Consider the following 15574-nt stretch of genomic DNA (forward strand, 5'->3'; position numbering starts at 1 on the left):
AAGTGCCCATGACCGCCATCGCTCGTATCACCCTGCTTAGCCTGGTTCTGGGCTTGAGTGCTTGTGCGGTTCATCGGCCTTCGGCGCCTACCGGCCCAACTATTCCACCGTCCGGGCCGTCAACCCATCCGAGTACTAAACCGTCCGGGCCGGTGACCGCACCGCCCAAGGCGCCACCGAGCACCTCCGCCACCTTCGCCCCGCCGCCTGGGGCTGCCAGCCATTGGGATGGGAAGATGCAGGTGTATGTGCTGGAGGAGCAGCCGGACACGTTTTACCGCCAGCGCACGTACTACCGCTGGAGCAACGGCTGGAGTCGTTCCATCAGCCCTAATGGGCCTTGGGAAGAGACCGATATCCACGGCGTACCGCCGGGGTTGAGCAAGCAGTACGCGCAATGACAAAAGGCGACCATCGGGTCGCCTTTTTTGTGCCTGTTTGGAATGTATTCTGAAGAGGGGCAAACACCTTGTGGCGAGGGGGCAAGCCCCTCGCCACAGGAACTCATTCCCACTCGGTAATCAGGCTGCCGGATACTCTCTGTTCAGCGCCGCATCCACCAACAACTGTGCCATCTCGATCAACTGCACCACTGCCAGTACTTGCTTGCGGCTGGAGCCTTCAAGATGTCCGGTGCAGTCGTACGCGCTGACCGCCGCCGACTCAAGAATCTCGCTGGCATTGCTCAACGCTTCCTCGGTGCTGAGGCCGGTACGTACGGTGAAGAGTTTTTCTGACGCAGGGGAGGCGGGTTGTGAGTGCAGTTCGTAATGCTTGAAGGCGCGCTGGGCGGCGTCGTGGAGTTTGCTGTCGTTCAAGGAGTAGGGCGGTGGGTTCGGGGTCACTTTTTTCATGGTGAAGCTCCTCTATGAGTAAGCACCTCCATCTCGCTACCACACGATGTAAGGAGGCGACTGTACACGGGGTGGTAGACCGGTCATAGAAACCCGGCAGGCCGAAGCCTCCCATGCACAGCCGCCACAAAGCAGCCCGCACGAAAAAACGCCCTTGAGCGTTTTGGGGTCTATGAAAGAACCGGGCTACCACACCCGTTCGCTGATTTTGCAGCGACTCGCGAAGGTTCGCGGTGAGATCGACCGCAAGCAACCCTAAATCTGTGTGGGAACGGTCCCTCGGCCAGTTCCAACCTTTCACAAAACCTTAACCAAACCGTTTCACTCCCGTCATGTGCAAGTCATAGGCCTGACACCTCCCGCGCCTACTGTCGTTTGAACTCAAATACAGCCACGGATGGCTGTTCAACCAGACAGAGAAGCCCATGACTCCAGCTATCCATGTCGATCATCTGAACAAGACCTTTGCCAAGAAGTCCGCACTGGTCGACCTCGAACTCACCATTGCATCCGGTGAGATGGTCGCGCTGATTGGCGCTTCCGGCTCCGGCAAGTCCACCTTGTTGCGTCACCTCGCGGGCCTGGCCTGTTGCGACAAGGGCAACGGCGGCAGGGTCAAGGTGCTGGGCCGGGAAGTACAGGCCAGCGGGCGGTTGAATGGCAAGGTGCGGCGGTTGCGGGCGGATATCGGCTACATCTTCCAACAGTTCAACCTGGTTAATCGCCTGAGTGTGATCGACAACGTACTGCTCGGTTGCCTGGGCCGCATGCCGCGCTGGCGTGGCAACCTCGGCTTGTTCAATGCCGAGGAAAAACAGTTCGCCATGGAGTCCCTGGCCCGTGTTGGTCTCGCCGACCTGGCTGCACAGCGCGCCTCGACGTTGTCCGGCGGCCAGCAGCAGCGGGTGGCGATTGCCCGGGCACTGACCCAGCGTGCCGAAGTCATCCTCGCCGACGAGCCCATCGCCTCCCTCGACCCGGAGTCGGCGCGCAAGGTCATGGAGATCCTCGCCGACATCAACGGCCGCGACGGCAAGACCGTGGTCGTCACCCTGCATCAAGTCGACTACGCCATGCGTTATTGCCCGCGAGCCGTGGCGCTCAAAGGTGGGCGGATTCATTTCGATGGCCAGGCCACGGAGATGAGCAGCCAGTTCCTCAATGATTTGTACGGTGCCGACGTCGACACCAGCCTGATGTTTTCCGACCAGACCCGCCGTACCGAGCCCCCCACTCGGCTGGCCCTGGCGCGCGCTTGAAACCTCTCCCACGACCCACAGGAATCCATTCCATGTTGAACCGTATTGGTCACGTGTTTCTGTCTGCCGTCCTGTTGGCCAGTTGCGTTTTGGGCAACGCCCAGGCCGCCGACAAGGCCATCAACTTCGGCATCATGTCCACCGAGTCTTCGCAGAACCTCAAGAGCATCTGGCAGCCGTTTCTGGATGACATGCACAAGAAAACCGGCCTGACCATCAACGCCACCTTCGCCTCCGACTATGCCGGTTTGATCCAGGGCATGCGCTTCAACAAGGTCGACGTGGCTTGGCTGGGTAACAAGGCTGCCATGGAGGCAGTGGACCGTTCCAACGGTGAGATCTTCGCCCAGACCGCCGCTGCCAATGGTGCCGCCGGTTACTGGAGCGTGTTGATCGTGCGCAAGGACAGCCCGATCAACAACGTCGAAGACATGCTCAAGAACGCCAAGAACCTGACCTTCGGCAACGGTGATCCGAACTCCACTTCGGGCTACCTCGTGCCGGGCTACTACGTGTTCGCCAAGAACCACGTCGATGCTGCCACCGCGTTCAAACGCACGCTCAACTCCAGCCATGAAGTCAATGCGTTGAGCGTGGCGAAAGGGCAGTTGGACGTCGCCACGTTCAACACCGAAAGCTGGGACCGCCTGGAAGTCACCCAGCCGGACAAAGCCGCTCTGCTCAAGGTGATCTGGAAGTCGCCGCTGATCCCCGCCGACCCAATGGTCTGGAGCAAGGCCCTGAGTGACAGCGAGAAAACCAAGATCCGCGATTTCTTCGCCAACTACGGTGACACCGACGAAGAGAAGGCGGTGCTGAAGAACATGCAACTGGGCAAATTCCTCAAGTCCAGCGACGACCAGCTGTTGCCAATCCGCCAACTGGAACTGTTCAAGCAGCGCACCACCATCAGTGCCGACAGCAAGCTGGAAACCGCCGACAAGGCCAAGAAGCTCGCCGATATCGACGCCGACCTGGCCAAGCTGCAACAGCGCATCACCGAACTGGACAAGAAGACTGCCGCCAACGGCTAACCCTTGTGAGAGCTGGCTTTTGTGGCGAGGGAGCTTGCTCCCGTTGGGGTGCGAAGCGCCCCCAAAAGTCGACGACTGCTGCGCAGCCGAACGGGAGCAAGCTCCCTCGCCACAACAAGCCCGCTCCCACACAAGCCCGGTTCCCACATTTACTGAGAGTGACCCCATGACTACGTTGCACGCTGAAGCCGTAGGCAAACGCACTTGGCCGCAATACCTCGGTTGGGGCCTGTTTCTGGTCCTGCTGGCCTGGGCCTGGCACGGCGCCGAAATGAACCCGCTGGCGCTGTACCGCGATTCCGGAAACATGGCGACCTTCGCCGCCGACTTCTTCCCGCCTGACTTCCACGAATGGCGCTCCTACCTCAAGGAGATGATCGTCACCGTGCAAATCGCCCTCTGGGGCACGGTGCTGGCGATTGTCTGTTCGGTGCCGCTGGGGATTTTGTGCGCTGACAACATCACGCCGTGGTGGATTCACCAGCCGCTGCGTCGGGTGATGGATGCCTTCCGTTCGATCAACGAAATGGTGTTTGCGATGTTGTTCGTCGTCGCCGTCGGCCTCGGTCCTTTTGCTGGCGTATTGGCCCTGTGGATCAGCACCACCGGCGTGCTTGCCAAGCTGTTCGCCGAAGCCGTGGAGGCCATCGACCCAGGCCCTGTGGAAGGTGTTCGCGCTACCGGCGCCAGTGCCTTGCAAGAGGTGATCTACGGCGTGATCCCGCAAGTCATGCCGCTGTGGGTCTCTTACGCGCTTTACCGTTTCGAAGCCAACGTACGCTCGGCCACGGTGGTGGGAATGGTCGGCGCTGGCGGTATCGGCGTGATCCTGTGGGAGAACATCCGCGCCTTCCAGTTCGTCCAGACCTGCGCGGTGCTGCTGGTGATCATTGTGGTGGTGAGCCTGATTGATGTGCTTTCCCAACGACTGCGCAAGCAGTTCATCTGACGTCGGAGGGGTGCCCCTGGGCGCTTTTTTTTAAGCATGCAGTTGTCTAGACAAGATGAGCCGGTTTACCGCGAACTCGCGGATATCCTGCGCCGGGAACTGAGCAGCTACCAGGCCGGTGACTTTCTGCCGGGCGAGGTGCAGTTGGCCGAACGCTTCGGCGTCAACCGCCACACCTTGCGCCGGGCCATCGACGAGTTGGTGTTCGAAGGCAGTCTGTTGCGCTTGCAGGGCAAGGGCACGCAGGTACTGGATCGGCCGTTGATTTACCCGATGGGCGCCGAGACCTCTTACAGCCAGTCGCTGTCGGCCCAGGGCGTCGGTGTGGAGGCGGTGCTGCTCAAGCGTCGCTATTGCTACGCCAGCCGCGACGAAGCCCAGCAGTTGGGCATCGCCGAGATGGCACCAATGATCGAGCTGCAAACCCTGCGCAAGCTCGACCACCAGCCTGTCAGCCTGATCCGCCATCGCTATTGCGCCAGCCATGCGCCGCTCTTGGCGGACTACAACGGCGGCTCCCTGCGCCAGTACCTGCGTGAGCGCGACCTGCCGTTGACCCGCACCCAGAGCCTGATCGGTGCCCGTTTACCCAACCGTGACGAGGCCGCGCTGCTGCTGATGCCCCGGCATTTGCCAGCCTTGACCGTGTTCACCCTTTCCCGCGATCGCGATGGCCGCCCGGTGGAGCTGGCGCAGTCCACCAGCCGTTCGGATCGCTTCCAGTACCAGGTGGTGACTTGATGGAGACCTTGATGAGCCCGTCTCAGCGACAACACTGGATAGGCGTGCTGGCCCGCGCCCGTCGCAGTGAATTGCAACCCCATGCAGACGCTTTGCGCGATGTGGATTACCAACTGATTCGCGCCCCGGAAATCGGCATGACCCTGGTCCGTGGCCGCATGGGCGGGAATGGCGCGCCATTCAACGTCGGTGAAATGAGCGTGACCCGCTGCGTGGTGCGCTTGGCCGACGGTCGCACCGGCTACAGCTATCTGGCGGGGCGCGACAAGGTCCACGCCGAATTGGCAGCCCTGGCCGATGCGCATTTGCAAGGCACGCAACCGAGTCTTTGGCTCAGCGGATTGATCACCTCGCTGGCCGCTGCCCAGGTTGAACGCCGGGCGCAGAAAGAGGCGGATACCGCCGCCACCAAGGTCGAGTTCTTCACGTTAGTTCGAGGAGAAAACTGATGAATGCCCAACTCTTGCAACCGGCGTTTGTGGATCCGGTGCTGGACGCACAGCGTGGTTTTCGCGGGGCGCTCAAGGCGCTTGCCGAGCCTGGCCTGATCCAGTCGCTGCCTGCCGCACCCAACCTTGAGGGCTTGGCGCCGGCCACTTACGCGCTGTGCCTGGCGCTGTTGGATGTAGACACGCCGTTGTGGCTGGCGCCGGCGTTCGACACGCCATTGATTCGCGCCAACCTGGCTTTTCACTGCGGTTGCCCGCTGACCGCTCGCCGAGAGGAGGCTGCATTCGCCTTGCTCGGTGAAAAGGACCTGTCGGACCTCGGTGGCTTCGACCACGGCAATGACCGCTATCCGGATCAGTCCTGCACCTTACTGGTCCAGTTGCCTGATCTGGAGTCAGGCGATGGCCTGAACTGGCGCGGTCCAGGAATCGAGACTGTGCGCCGGGTCAGCCTGCCGCTGCCCCATGACTTCTGGCAGGAACGCCAACGCCGCGAAGCCTTCCCTCGCGGCCTGGACGTGCTGTTCGCCGCCGCCCACCAACTGATCGGCCTGCCTCGCAGCACCCGCATCGCTGAGGAGCTTGCCTGATGTACGTAGCCGTCAAGGGTGGCGAACAGGCCATCGACAATGCCCACCGTCTGCTGGCGAAAAAGCGCCGGGGCGATACCTCCGTTACCGAGCTGGGTGTCGAGCAGATCCGCCAGCAGTTGCCCCTGGCCGTGGCCCGGGTGATGAGCGAAGGCTCGCTGTACGACGAAGAACTGGCCGCGCTGGCAATCAAGCAGGCGGCAGGGGATCTGGTGGAAGCGATCTTCCTGCTGCGGGCCTACCGCACTACGTTGCCGCGCTTTAGCCCAAGCGTGCCGATTGATACGGCGCAGATGGTGCTGAGTCGGCGTTTGTCTGCCACGTTCAAGGATGTGCCCGGCGGCCAATTATTGGGCCCGACGTTTGATTACACCCATCGCCTGTTGGACTTTGCGCTGTTGGCCGACGGTGAATACCCAGGCCCGCAAACCACCACTGAGGCGAGCCTGGAACCGTGCCCACGGGTCCTCGGCTTACTCGCGAAGGAAGGCCTGATCAAGAACGAATCCGACGACACCGGCAGCATCGCCGACATCACCCGCGACCCGCTGGAATATCCCGCCAGTCGCGCCCAGCGCTTGCAGGCCCTGGCCCGTGGCGATGAAGGTTTCCTGCTGGCGCTGGGGTACTCGACCCAGCGCGGTTACGGCCGCAATCACCCATTCGCCGGTGAGATCCGCATCGGCGATGTCGAGGTGTGGATCGACCCAGAAGAACTGGGCTTTCCCGTCTGCCTGGGCAGTATCGAAGTGACCGAGTGCGAGATGGTCAATCAGTTCGTCGGCTCGGGCACGGAGCTGGCGCAATTCACGCGCGGTTATGGTTTGGCCTTCGGTCACGCCGAACGCAAGGCCATGGGCATGGCGCTGGTGGACCGCTCGCTGCGTGCGGCGGAGTTCAACGAAGAAGTCGTCTCGCCGGCCCAGCAGGAAGAATTTGTCCTGGCCCACTGCGACAACGTCGAGGCCGCAGGCTTCGTCTCGCACCTCAAATTGCCTCACTACGTGGACTTCCAGTCCGAGCTGGAACTGATCCGCAAACTGCGCCAACCGGCCGAGAGCACCCGCCATGAATGACCTGACGCAAGCGCCTGTGCGTGACCCGGCATACAACTTCGCCTACCTGGATGAGCAGACCAAACGCATGATCCGCCGCGCCTTGCTCAAGGCCGTGGCGATCCCTGGTTACCAGGTGCCGTTCGGCGGCCGGGAGATGCCGTTGCCTTACGGTTGGGGCACCGGAGGTATGCAATTGACCGCCGCGATTCTGGGTGCTGATGACGTGCTAAAGGTCATCGATCAAGGTGCGGATGACACCACCAACGCTGTCTCCATCCGCCGCTTCTTCGCCCGCACCGCCGGCGTCGCCACCACCGAAAGCACACCTGATGCGACGGTCATCCAGACCCGCCACCGCATCCCGGAAACCCCATTGCAGGCCGATCAGATTATGGTCTACCAGGTGCCGATTCCCGAGCCGCTGCGCTTTATCGAACCCTCGGAAACCGAGACCCGGACCATGCACGCCTTGAACGATTACGGGGTGATGCACGTGAAGCTCTACGAGGACATCGCGACCTTCGGCCATATCGCCACCAGCTACGCCTACCCGGTGATGGTCGATGAACGCTACGTGATGGACCCTTCGCCGATTCCCAAATTTGATAACCCGAAACTCGACATGAGCCCGGCGCTGATGCTGTTCGGCGCCGGGCGGGAAAAGCGTCTGTACGCGGTGCCGCCGTACACCCAGGTCATCAGTCTGGACTTTGAAGATCACCCGTTTGAAGCCCAGAAGTGGGAGCAATGCTGCGCCATTTGCGGCAGTCGCGATTCGTTCCTCGACGAACTGATTCTCGACGATGCCGGTACCCAGAGTTTTGTCTGTTCCGACACCTGGTACTGCGCCCAGCGGGTCAAGGAGAACAACCAATGAGCCAACCACTGTTGCAAGTACGTGACCTGTCGCTGCTATACGGCGAGGAGAAGGGCTGTCAGGGCGTGAGCTTTGATCTGTACCCCGGCGAAGTGCTGGGGATTGTCGGCGAGTCCGGCTCGGGTAAATCCACCTTGCTTTCGCTGCTCAGCGGGCGCTTGCCGCCGCAGGGCGGGCACATTGGCTATCGCGGCAAGGATGGCGAATGGCTGGACCTCTACAGCGCCAGCGAAGCGGAACGCCGCACCTTGTTGCGCACGGAGTGGGGCTTTGTCGAACAGAACCCACGGGACGGCCTGCGCATGGGCGTCTCCGCCGGCGCCAATATCGGTGAGCGCCTGATGGCCCAAGGCGTGCGCAACTACCAGCAACTGCGGGGCGCCGGGCTCGACTGGCTGAGCCAGGTGGAAATCGACCCGCTGCGCATCGACGACTTGCCCCGGACCTTTTCCGGCGGCATGCAACAGCGCCTGCAAATCGCCCGCAACCTGGTGTCGAGCCCGCGTCTGGTGTTCATGGATGAGCCCACCGGCGGGCTTGATGTGTCGGTGCAAGCGCGCTTGCTCGACCTGCTGCGCGGCTTGGTGCGCGAGCTGGACCTGGCCGTGGTGATCGTCACCCACGACCTGGCGGTGGCGCGCTTGCTGGCCGACCGCTTGATGGTGATGCGCCGCTCCCGTGTGGTGGAAACCGGGCTGACGGACCAGATCCTCGACGATCCACAGCACCCTTACTCTCAACTGCTGGTGTCTTCGGTATTGCAGCCATGATGAATGCCTTGATCGAGGTCCGTGACCTCTCGAAAACCTTCACCTTGCATCAGCAGCACGGCGTGGTATTGAACGTGCTGCGCGGGGTGGAATTCAGTGTGCGAGGCGGCGAATGCCTGGTGCTGCATGGCCAGTCCGGCGCCGGTAAAAGCACATTGCTGCGCACTTTGTACGGTAACTATTTGCCGGCGAGCGGCAGCATTCGTGTGCAGCATGCCGGTGCCTGGCTGGAGTTGGTGGGCGCCGAGCCTCGGGATGTGTTGCAGGTGCGTCAGCAGACCCTTGGCTACGTCAGCCAGTTTCTGCGGGTGATTCCCCGGGTGGCCTGCCTGGACGTAGTGATGGAGCCGGCCCTGGCTCGTGGGTGGTCCAAGGCTGATGCGCAAGCACGGGCCGAACACCTGCTGACCCGCCTCAATATCCCGCAACGTCTGTGGCAGTTGGCGCCCGGCACCTTCTCCGGTGGCGAACAACAGCGGGTCAACATTGCTCGCGGTTTCATGGTGGCCTGGCCGGTGATGCTGCTGGACGAGCCCACCGCATCGCTGGATGACAGCAACCGCCAAGTGGTGCTGGAACTGATGAACGAAGCCAAAGCCGGCGGCGCTGCGTTGATTGGTATCTTCCACGACCGCGCCGCCCGTGAGGCGGTCGCCGACCGCCATTTCGACATGACTCCCACCGCCGTCGCCGAAGAGGAATACGCCCATGCCCGCTGAACAGATCCTCAGCAATGCCCAACTGGTCACCGCTGATCGCGTGTTTCTCGGCACGGTGGTCCTGCGCGACGGGATGATCGTCGACCTGGCCGAAGGCCGCAGCCAGTTGCCTCAGGCCCAAGACCTCAACGGCGATTTTCTGCTGCCTGGCCTGGTGGAATTGCACACCGACAATCTGGAAAAACACATGACTCCGCGCCCCGGCGTGGACTGGCCTTCGACCTCGGCGGTGCTCAGCCATGATGCGCAGATCATCGCGGCCGGCATCACCACGGTGTTCGACGCGGTGTCCATCGGCGACGTCAATCCCAAGGGCAATCGCATGCAGAAATTACCGGCGATGCTCAATGCCATTGCCTCGGCAGAAGGTGCCGGCCTGACCCGCGCCGAGCACCGTCTGCACCTGCGCTGCGAGCTGTGCCACCCGGATACGCTGAGTGTGTTCCGCGACCTGGTGGAAAACCCGTTGGTGCAACTGGTATCGGTGATGGACCACTCGCCGGGCCAGCGCCAGTTCGTGCTGGAGTCCAAGTACCGTGAGTACTACATGGGCAAGTACCACTTGAACGACGAGACCATGGATGCCTTTATCGTGCTGCAAATGGCCAATTCCAAGGAATACAGCGACCGCTACCGTGCCGCCATCGTCGAGCACTGCCTGGCGCGCGGCCTGTCGGTGGCCAGCCATGACGACGCCACCTTGGCCCATGTCGAGGAGTCGGCCCGCTACGGCATGACCATCGCTGAGTTCCCCACCACACTGGAAGCCGCCCGCGGCTGCCAGCAACTGAACATGAAAGTATTGATGGGGGCGCCCAACGTGGTGCGTGGCGGGTCGCACTCGGGTAATGTGGCTGCCGCCGGCCTGGCTGCGCAAGGATTGCTGGATATACTTTCCAGTGACTACTACCCGGCCAGCTTGTTGCAAGCGGCTTTTGCCCTGGCGGCACTGGACAATCATTGCGATCTGCCCCAGGCGGTCAAGATGATCAGCCTGGCGCCCGCACGAGCGGCGGGCTTGAGTGATCGCGGCGAAATTGCCATTGGCCTGCGAGCGGATCTGGTACAAGCCAGGACCCAAGACGGCCTGCCAGTGGTCCAACAAGTCTGGCGACAAGCGAAGAGGGTGTTTTGATGGCGGGCAGGTTGATCTATCTCATCGGGCCATCGGGTTCGGGCAAGGACAGCCTGCTGGATGCTGCACGTGCGCGGTTGGCCGAACGTGGCTGGCGCATTGTACGTCGGGTTATCACCCGCTCGGCGGAAGCGGTAGGCGAGGCGGCTCAGGGTGTCAGTCCTGAACAATTTGTCGCGATGGACGCTGAGGGCGCGTTTGCCCTCAGTTGGCATGCCAACGGCTTGTCCTATGGGATTCCACGGGAAATCGATGATTGGCTGGCGGCGGGGGAAGACGTGCTGGTCAACGGCTCCCGTGCCCACCTGGCGCAAACCCGGTTGCGTTATCCGACGTTGCTGGTGGTGTTGCTGACGGTCGATCAGGCGGTGTTGCGCCAGCGGTTGCTGGCGCGGGGCCGCGAATCCATCGCTGATATTGACGAGAGGCTGGCGCGCAATGTGCGGTTCAGCGACAGCCTGACCGCTGCGCCAGACGTGTTCCTGCTCGACAACTCCGGCGCGCTGGCGCTCACCGTCGAGCGATTGCTAGGTTGCCTCGATGGACATCCCGCATGCGCCTGACTCTGCTGGGCACGGGTGACGCCCGCCAAGTTCCGGTCTATGGCTGTGACTGCGCTGCCTGTGGGTTGGCCCGCAGTGATGAAAGCCTGCGCCGTCGGCCGTGCAGTGCGCTGATCGAGTGCGGCGACCAGCGTTGGCTGATCGACAGCGGGCTGCCGGACCTGACCGAGCGTTTCCCGCCGCGCAGCTTCAATGGGATTTTGCAGACCCACTACCACGCTGACCATGCCCAAGGCCTGCTGCATCTGCGCTGGGGCCAGGGCCTGATCATCCCGGTCCACGGCCCGGTGGATCCCGAAGGCCTGTCGGACCTCTACAAACACCCCGGCATCCTCGATTTCAGCCAACCCTTTGCCGAGTTCGAAACCCGTCAGTTTGGCGAGATGAACGTCACCGCGTTGCCACTGCAACACTCCAAACCGACCCTCGGTTATTTGTTCGAAGGCCAGGGCCGGCGGATCGCTTATCTGACCGACACCGTCGGCCTGCCACCGGCCACTCGTGCCTGGTTGCAACGCGAACCGTTGGACGTGCTGGTGCTCGACTGCTCCATGCCGCCACAGCCCCAGGCACCGCGTAATCACAACGACCTGACGTTGGCGTTGCAGTGCATTGACGAAGTGAAGGCCGAGTTGGGGGTGCTGACCCATGTTGGGCATACGTTAGATGCCTGGTTGATGCAGCATCGCCGCGAGCTGCCGAGGCATGTCACGGTGGGTTGGGATGGGCGGGTGATCTAGCGGACTTCCAGGCAGCGCCTGCAGTTGATCTTCACTTCTCCGGTTAGATCTTCAGCCTTTTGTCGCCCCTGTTTCCCGTTTACTCTCAGCATCTTTTCGGGAGAAAACCCATGGACGAACTGTTTTCCCACATCGCCCAATGGTTAGGCGAGTCCCATACGTCGTGGCGGGGGCGGACGTCTTATAACGTCGAGATAGTGTTGGCCATTGCGATGAGTATCGGCGGAGCCATCATTGCCAAGGACTATGCGGCGCAACGCAAAGCCAACCGGGAACGTACGCTTCTGGCCCTGTCATCGATTGAGTTAGTGGCGACTTCGTTCTCCGGACAAGACGGCCAACGGGTCAAGTATAGGGGGACGTTGCGTCAGGAGAATGAAGCCTATACCGTCAGCATCCTTCGGCAAAGTGACCTCGAACGTACCGAAACACACAGCCAGCCTTTGCCGTCATTGGAGGCCGTTGAGGCCTATCTCACCAGCCAGACGGTCTTCGTTCTGGCCGATTTCAAAGAACCGCCTGCATCTCACCCGCAGGCCGGGTGACGTCCACTCGGTCACTCCCTACCTCAATTCCAAACTGCTTGGCCAATGCTCTTTTTCCCTTGGCCGTCACTCCCAGTGCCCGACTATCCAGATCCTGCGTCAGCCATTGGCGGTCGAGGGTTATCTGCAGAAACGCCGCCCCCAGGGCCCCGGCCAGATGAGGACGACGCATGCTCCAGTCCAGGCAGGAACAGGCGAAGCGTCGGCGTTGTGCGCTGATAGTGGGAAGGTCTAGCCCGAGTCCGCTCATGGCTACTTCACCTTTTTGGGTCAACTGATAGGTACTGTCGCCAACCAGCCAGCCGGCGTCGATGAAGTGGTCGTGCAGGCGCACCGCCAAGCTGCCGGCCATGTGGTCGTAGCAGGTGCGGGCGAGTTGCAGGCGGCTGGGTGTCGCGGAGACGAATCGGGAGGCAGTGTTGGCGCTGAGTACCATCAAGGTTTCCAGTGTCTGGGCCACCTGAGAACTGGCCAGGCTGTAGTAGCGATGCCGGCCCTGAGTGTAGAGCTTGACCAGGCCATCGTCCTTGAGCCTGGCCAGGTGGGCGCTGGCGGTTGAGGCGCTGATGTCGGCAATAACGGCCATTTCGGTGCTGGTGCGGGCGTGCCCGTCCATCAGCGAACAAAGCATTTTGGTCCTGGCAGGCTCGGCAATCGCGCCGGCGATCCGGGACATGGCAGCATCATTGTCGTGGGAATCCATACTTCGCTCCTGGGCGAATCGTTACCGTGAAAGGTAGCTGATAGTAGCGGTTCTTTGTGAACAGGACGCCCGGAATGACACCGCTGGAAGCTGCGACCCATGCTGATCCTTACCCCTATTACGCACGCCTGCGGCAGGAGGCGGGCTTGCGGTTCGACACCGAGCTTGGCTTGTGGGTGGCCAGCCGCGCCGAGACGGTGCAGGCTGTTTTGGCTCATCCCGATTGTCGGGTGCGCCCGACCGGCGAGCCGGTACCGGGGGCCATTGCCCAGGGCACGGCGGGGCAGGTTTTCGGCCGTTTGATGCGGATGAACGAAGGCGAGCGGCACCAATGTCCCAGGAGGGTGATCGAGCCAGCCTTGTCTGCCATGGCGACTGACACCATCGCCGACTCCGTGACGCACCTTGTAAGTACAGCCGATAGCCTGAACGAGCTGATGTTCAGCGTGCCGGTTTCGGTCATGGCGGTGCTGCTGGGCTTTGCGCCCAAGCAACTGCGGGAAGTCGCACAGCGCACACGGGACTTTGTCGCCTGCCTATCGCCGCTGAGCAACGCGCTTCAACTGCGTAACGCCGATACCGCAGCGTCTCGCCTGGGCCAGATGTTCAGCGTATTGCTCGGGGACCCGGTGCAGCAAAGTGGCCTGCTCAAGGCGATCTGCCGCAACGATGCTGTCAGCACTTGGCAAGACCCTGAAGCCCTGGTCGCCAACCTGATCGGTTTGCTGTCCCAGACCTGCGAGGCCACCGCTGGCCTTATCGGCAATAGCCTGGTGGCGCTCCAGCGCCAACCGCAACGGTTTGAGGACATTCGACGGACACCCACCCTCGCCGTGGCATGGGTGGAGGAAGTGGCGCGCTACGACTCACCGGTACAAAACACCCGGCGATTTGTTGCCGAGCGTTGTGTGATTGGGCAGAGCGTGCTGGAAGCGGGGGATACCGTGTTGTTATTGCTGGCATCTGCCAACCGGGACCCTGATGTGAATCCCGATCCCGATCGTTTTTTGCTCGAGCGCCAGTCACGGCGAATCTTCAGCTTCGGGTCGGGAAAACATCAGTGCCCAGGCCAGCATCTGGCGTTTACCATCGCCTCGCAGGTCCTCCAGGCATTACTGCATCGCCAGCCGGCCTTACTGGCTCGTCCCTTTAGTTATTGGCCGTCGCTGAATGGCCGCATCCCGCGGTTCCACGATGGTCAGGAGACCGCACAATGATTGCCGTCATTTTTGAAGCTTGGCCGCATGAAGAGCAGTACGAGCGCTATCTGGACTTGGCTGCGGAGCTGAAGCCGTTGCTGGCGCAAATCGAGGGTTTTATTTCCATTGAGCGGTTTCAAAGTTTAAGTGAACCGGGGAAGGTTCTGTCGTTGTCCTTTTGGCGTGACGAGGACGCTATCCAGCAATGGCGCAGCGTTGAGTTACACCGCGCTGCCCAGGCCGCAGGGCGCGGGCGAGTTTTTGAGGACTACCACCTGCGCATTGCCCAAGTGGTACGAGATTACAGCCTTGAGGACAGGGCGCAGGCGCCGAAGGACAGTCGGCAAGCTCATGGGTAAGGGGAGTTGGCGTGAGCGTTAAGCCAGCAACCCTTGCACATACTCGACAAACGCCCGTGCCTTGGCGCTCGCCATCCGCCCGGTGGGGAACACCGCCCAAAGATCCCTGGGCGGCAGTTCCCAGTCGGTCAATACTGCCTTGACCTCGCCGCTGGCCAGCTCCGGAGAAAACATCCATTGCGATGCCATGGCCAGGCCCTGATGCGCCAGGACCGCAGCCCGCACGCCCTCGGCCGCCGTTACGCGCACACGACCCTTGGCGATCACTGGTTGCTCGTCCTTGCCTTGGGTGAAGTCCCAGCGTGCACCGCCGCCCAGGCTGTAGATCACTGCTTGGTGCTTGAGGATGTCTACCGGCGTCTGCGGCTCACCGAAGCGCTCGAAGTAGGTCGGCGTGCCGAGGATCAGGCAGGCGCTCTGGCCGATCTTGCGGGCGGTTAGGCTGGAGTCGCTCAGCGTGCCCATGCGCAGTGCGACGTCGATACCTTCTTCCACCAGATTCACGCTGTGATCGTTGAGGATTACGTCGATATTCAGGCCCGGGTGTTGGTCGAGGAACGGGCCCAGATGGGGAATGATGTGCAACCGGGCGAAGGTGTCGAAGTCGCTCACATCATGCTGCAAGAGATAGCCGCCGAAGGCCGGGCGATTCCGATGCCAACCTCGGTTGCCGCACACCACAGCAACGAGGAGTACGCCGGGATGGGCTGGGGAATGTTGGAGCTCGACATTTCGCCTTATCTGGGCAAGACCGAGAAGGTCAATGTGACCCTGCCGGGGTATGTCATCCAGCGCATTGACCGTTATGTGCGCGAGCACAAAGTGAAAAGCCGCTCGTCATTTCTGGCGGATGCGGCATTGGAGAAGTTGGTTCGATCGTAGTTCGGCATAATATTTCAGTATTTAGAGGCGTTTTTGGTTGTTGGAAAAATCTTTGGTTGAAGTATGAGCGGTGAATAGTATGTGTAAGGAGTTTTACTAGGATTTAATTTTAAGGAATACAACTTTTTAAGTGTATGAATTTTCCGGT

Annotated in this window: 19 protein-coding genes and 2 pseudogenes; 18 read left to right on the forward strand and 3 right to left on the reverse strand. The window is 61.4% G+C overall.

The window, feature by feature from the left end; all coding sequences use genetic code 11:
• Positions 1 to 8: 8 nt before the first annotated feature.
• Complete coding sequence (locus tag HKK55_RS04395) at positions 9 to 401, forward strand: hypothetical protein (RefSeq protein ID WP_169353531.1); 393 nt, start codon at positions 9 to 11, stop codon at positions 399 to 401.
• A 120-nt stretch (positions 402 to 521) separates the two neighbouring features.
• Here the strand turns inward: HKK55_RS04395 and HKK55_RS04400 are convergent, their stop codons facing one another.
• Positions 522 to 854 carry a DUF3077 domain-containing protein gene (locus HKK55_RS04400; RefSeq protein ID WP_169353532.1) on the reverse strand — a complete coding sequence of 111 codons (333 nt, stop codon included), beginning with the start codon at positions 852 to 854 and terminating at the stop codon, positions 522 to 524.
• 425 nt (positions 855 to 1279) lie between these two features.
• Between HKK55_RS04400 and phnC the strand changes: the two genes are divergently transcribed.
• The 14 genes from phnC (at position 1280) to HKK55_RS04470 (ending at position 12283) form a co-directional block, all read left to right on the forward strand.
• Positions 1280 to 2113 carry a phosphonate ABC transporter ATP-binding protein gene (gene phnC, locus HKK55_RS04405; RefSeq protein WP_169353533.1) on the forward strand — a complete coding sequence of 278 codons (834 nt, stop codon included), beginning with the start codon at positions 1280 to 1282 and terminating at the stop codon, positions 2111 to 2113.
• A gap of 32 nt (positions 2114 to 2145) precedes the next feature.
• On the forward strand, positions 2146 to 3147 hold the full coding sequence (phnD, locus tag HKK55_RS04410; RefSeq protein WP_169353534.1) for a phosphonate ABC transporter substrate-binding protein: 1002 nt from the start codon (positions 2146 to 2148) through the stop codon (positions 3145 to 3147).
• A gap of 166 nt (positions 3148 to 3313) precedes the next feature.
• Complete coding sequence (gene phnE, locus HKK55_RS04415) at positions 3314 to 4096, forward strand: phosphonate ABC transporter, permease protein PhnE (RefSeq protein ID WP_016978496.1); 783 nt, start codon at positions 3314 to 3316, stop codon at positions 4094 to 4096.
• A 36-nt stretch (positions 4097 to 4132) separates the two neighbouring features.
• Positions 4133 to 4837: a phosphonate metabolism transcriptional regulator PhnF gene (gene phnF, locus HKK55_RS04420; RefSeq protein ID WP_169353535.1), complete on the forward strand. Its 705-nt coding sequence runs from the start codon at positions 4133 to 4135 to the stop codon at positions 4835 to 4837.
• An 11-nt stretch (positions 4838 to 4848) separates the two neighbouring features.
• Complete coding sequence (gene phnG, locus HKK55_RS04425) at positions 4849 to 5286, forward strand: phosphonate C-P lyase system protein PhnG (RefSeq protein ID WP_169353536.1); 438 nt, start codon at positions 4849 to 4851, stop codon at positions 5284 to 5286.
• On the forward strand, positions 5286 to 5876 hold the full coding sequence (phnH, locus tag HKK55_RS04430) for a phosphonate C-P lyase system protein PhnH (protein WP_169353537.1): 591 nt from the start codon (positions 5286 to 5288) through the stop codon (positions 5874 to 5876). The genes phnG and phnH overlap by 1 nt, the downstream gene beginning before the upstream one ends.
• Complete coding sequence (locus HKK55_RS04435) at positions 5876 to 6952, forward strand: carbon-phosphorus lyase complex subunit PhnI (RefSeq protein WP_169353538.1); 1077 nt, start codon at positions 5876 to 5878, stop codon at positions 6950 to 6952. The genes phnH and HKK55_RS04435 overlap by 1 nt, the downstream gene beginning before the upstream one ends.
• Positions 6945 to 7811 carry an alpha-D-ribose 1-methylphosphonate 5-phosphate C-P-lyase PhnJ gene (locus HKK55_RS04440; RefSeq protein WP_169353539.1) on the forward strand — a complete coding sequence of 289 codons (867 nt, stop codon included), beginning with the start codon at positions 6945 to 6947 and terminating at the stop codon, positions 7809 to 7811. The genes HKK55_RS04435 and HKK55_RS04440 overlap by 8 nt, the downstream gene beginning before the upstream one ends.
• The gene (gene phnK, locus HKK55_RS04445) at positions 7808 to 8581 is read left to right on the forward strand and encodes a phosphonate C-P lyase system protein PhnK (protein WP_169353540.1); all 774 of its coding nucleotides are present in this window, start codon (positions 7808 to 7810) and stop codon (positions 8579 to 8581) included. The genes HKK55_RS04440 and phnK overlap by 4 nt, the downstream gene beginning before the upstream one ends.
• Positions 8581 to 9300: a phosphonate C-P lyase system protein PhnL gene (phnL, locus tag HKK55_RS04450; RefSeq protein ID WP_169357781.1), complete on the forward strand. Its 720-nt coding sequence runs from the start codon at positions 8581 to 8583 to the stop codon at positions 9298 to 9300. Before phnK ends, phnL begins: the two co-directional genes overlap by 1 nt.
• Positions 9290 to 10435 (forward strand): alpha-D-ribose 1-methylphosphonate 5-triphosphate diphosphatase, encoded by a 1146-nt coding sequence (locus tag HKK55_RS04455; RefSeq protein WP_169353541.1) that lies wholly within the window; start codon positions 9290 to 9292, stop codon positions 10433 to 10435. The genes phnL and HKK55_RS04455 overlap by 11 nt, the downstream gene beginning before the upstream one ends.
• Complete coding sequence (gene phnN / locus HKK55_RS04460) at positions 10435 to 10998, forward strand: phosphonate metabolism protein/1,5-bisphosphokinase (PRPP-forming) PhnN (RefSeq protein ID WP_169353542.1); 564 nt, start codon at positions 10435 to 10437, stop codon at positions 10996 to 10998. The genes HKK55_RS04455 and phnN overlap by 1 nt, the downstream gene beginning before the upstream one ends.
• Positions 10989 to 11738, forward strand: coding sequence for a phosphonate metabolism protein PhnP (phnP, locus tag HKK55_RS04465; protein ID WP_169353543.1), 750 nt, complete (start codon positions 10989 to 10991; stop codon positions 11736 to 11738). The genes phnN and phnP overlap by 10 nt, the downstream gene beginning before the upstream one ends.
• 110 nt (positions 11739 to 11848) lie before the next feature.
• Positions 11849 to 12283 (forward strand): hypothetical protein, encoded by a 435-nt coding sequence (locus tag HKK55_RS04470; protein ID WP_169353544.1) that lies wholly within the window; start codon positions 11849 to 11851, stop codon positions 12281 to 12283.
• Here HKK55_RS04470 and HKK55_RS04475 read toward each other — a convergent pair.
• A complete protein-coding gene (locus HKK55_RS04475) occupies positions 12246 to 12986 on the reverse strand; it encodes a helix-turn-helix transcriptional regulator (protein ID WP_169353545.1) in 741 nt (246 codons plus the stop codon). The two genes, HKK55_RS04470 and HKK55_RS04475, sit on opposite strands and share 38 nt — an antisense overlap.
• A 74-nt stretch (positions 12987 to 13060) precedes the next feature.
• Between HKK55_RS04475 and HKK55_RS04480 the strand changes: the two genes are divergently transcribed.
• Together HKK55_RS04480 and HKK55_RS04485 are read left to right on the forward strand one after the other, a co-directional pair.
• The gene (locus HKK55_RS04480; protein WP_169353546.1) at positions 13061 to 14203 is read left to right on the forward strand and encodes a cytochrome P450; all 1143 of its coding nucleotides are present in this window, start codon (positions 13061 to 13063) and stop codon (positions 14201 to 14203) included.
• Entirely contained in the window at positions 14200 to 14544 is a 345-nt protein-coding gene (locus HKK55_RS04485; protein ID WP_169353547.1) for an antibiotic biosynthesis monooxygenase, read from the forward strand. The genes HKK55_RS04480 and HKK55_RS04485 overlap by 4 nt, the downstream gene beginning before the upstream one ends.
• A gap of 18 nt (positions 14545 to 14562) precedes the next feature.
• Here HKK55_RS04485 and HKK55_RS04490 read toward each other — a convergent pair.
• Positions 14563 to 15141, reverse strand: a pseudogene (locus HKK55_RS04490) (substrate binding domain-containing protein); the annotation flags it as partial.
• On the opposite strand from HKK55_RS04490, the pseudogene HKK55_RS04495 reads away from it, so the two are divergent.
• Positions 15142 to 15426 (forward strand): annotated as a pseudogene (locus HKK55_RS04495) (type II toxin-antitoxin system HicB family antitoxin); the annotation flags it as partial.
• Positions 15427 to 15574: the final 148 nt, after the last annotated feature.

Source organism: Pseudomonas sp. ADAK18 (assembly GCF_012935695.1).
In the GTDB taxonomy this organism is placed as follows: Bacteria; Pseudomonadota; Gammaproteobacteria; order Pseudomonadales; family Pseudomonadaceae; genus Aquipseudomonas.